Source organism: Bradyrhizobium sp. Ses1 (assembly GCF_059512365.1).
In genome coordinates, this window is record NZ_JCAMOQ010000164.1 from 1 (window position 1) to 1442 (window position 1442).

Here is a 1442-nt window from a genome sequence, read left to right on the forward strand (position 1 = left end):
GCGAGATAGCTGCTCGCGATCAGCGCGTCGGCGGCAAGCGTGCGCCGCTGATAGGCCCGCAGTGCTTGGCTCTTCCATTCCGTCGTCTTGCCCTCGGACGTGGTCAGCCGGGCACGCGGCACTGCTATCTCGATCGGCCCGAACGTGCCTGTCAGCGACCGCGTGCGGCTGCCGTGGCGATGGCCCGTGACGCCATCTTTTGCCGCATTGCCGGCCATCTGGCTTCGTCCGTAGCGCGGCCGTGACAGCGCAGCATCGAGTTCGCCGCGTAGTAGTTCTTCGATGAATTGGCGCGACCGAGTCCGCACCTCGGTCTCGATCGGGTCGAACCAATTGTCGAAAAGATCAACAGCCAGCTCGGTCGCGGGCTGCAAGGAATCAGGCTTCGTGGTAGGTTGCCTCATGGCGTAGTCTCCAGTCCGACGCTTCAACGCCGGACGATTCGAGGTTGATCACCCCGGAGACTACGCCAACCCTAATTCCAACCAACTCCGCGACGGGACCTTCCGGTATGGGCGAGAACATAGACAGCACTAAGAGTTCTGTTGAAGAGCTTAGTGCGGCAACCGCAGCTTTGACCCGCGAAGTGCAGCCATCAACCGCCTAAACGAGTTGACCAAAGCCGGCACTTCCGTGGCAACACCCGGGTTGCAGCTTTCCGGAATGCGGGCACGATAAAGTGCACAGACCCGCTTAAGATGTGTCGATCCGACCAGCAGAAATAGCTTCGCCTGCGTCGCGTCCTGATCAGCGACGGCATTTCGTGAAGCTGGGCTTCCAAAAGGACGGTGACCTCGTCGGCGAGCACGATCGGTAGACGCAACGCCCTCATTTCGTGCCCATACTAGCGGGCGGCCTGACGACATCACTTCTCTTATGACGGGACTGCTCGCCTTCGACCATAGCGGCGAGACGTCGAGCTGTGCCAGTGAGGGCGACCGGGCAGTCGAATATGAGAAGTCCCACATCGCCCAACTTGAGCTGTCCGGGGCCGAATCGGACCACACACATTCTACTACGATTAAACAAAGTACCCCCGCCGCTTGTATATCCCAAGACGGCCGCGGGTCTCCGAGCTTCTTGCCTCCCGAGGTGCGCGACATTGCCGGCCGGCTGTGTACCAACCCGGATCATCGTCATCTGCTGGGCCATCATCCTATCAGCAAGCACCAGATTTCGCCCTTGAACCACTCTGACGAAGTCACAGGTGCTACAGCTAACAGCTCAACACGGTTGCCTGTTGCACCGGCGAGGACGCCTGGAGCAAGAGGAGAACTCTGAAGTGGACCCTATGCTGAGGACCACTGGGTCCGGTTTCTTAAGTGGAACTGCTGCCGTTCGTTCTTGCCGATAACTTTACGCTACTCTTGCTTGCTGCTGTTGTGGCTGTGGGGATGTGGGCAACGCGCAGCGTTGTCCAAGCTTCTCGCTTGCGAGAAGCG

At 59.6% G+C, this 1442-nt stretch carries 1 protein-coding gene; it reads right to left on the bottom strand.

Annotation, left to right across the window (positions count from 1 at the left end; genetic code table 11):
- A partial coding sequence (locus tag AC5ZG5_RS46120; RefSeq protein WP_496165563.1) for a transposase occupies positions 1 to 404 on the bottom strand: 404 nt, incomplete at its 3' end.
- Positions 405 to 1442: the final 1038 nt, after the last annotated feature.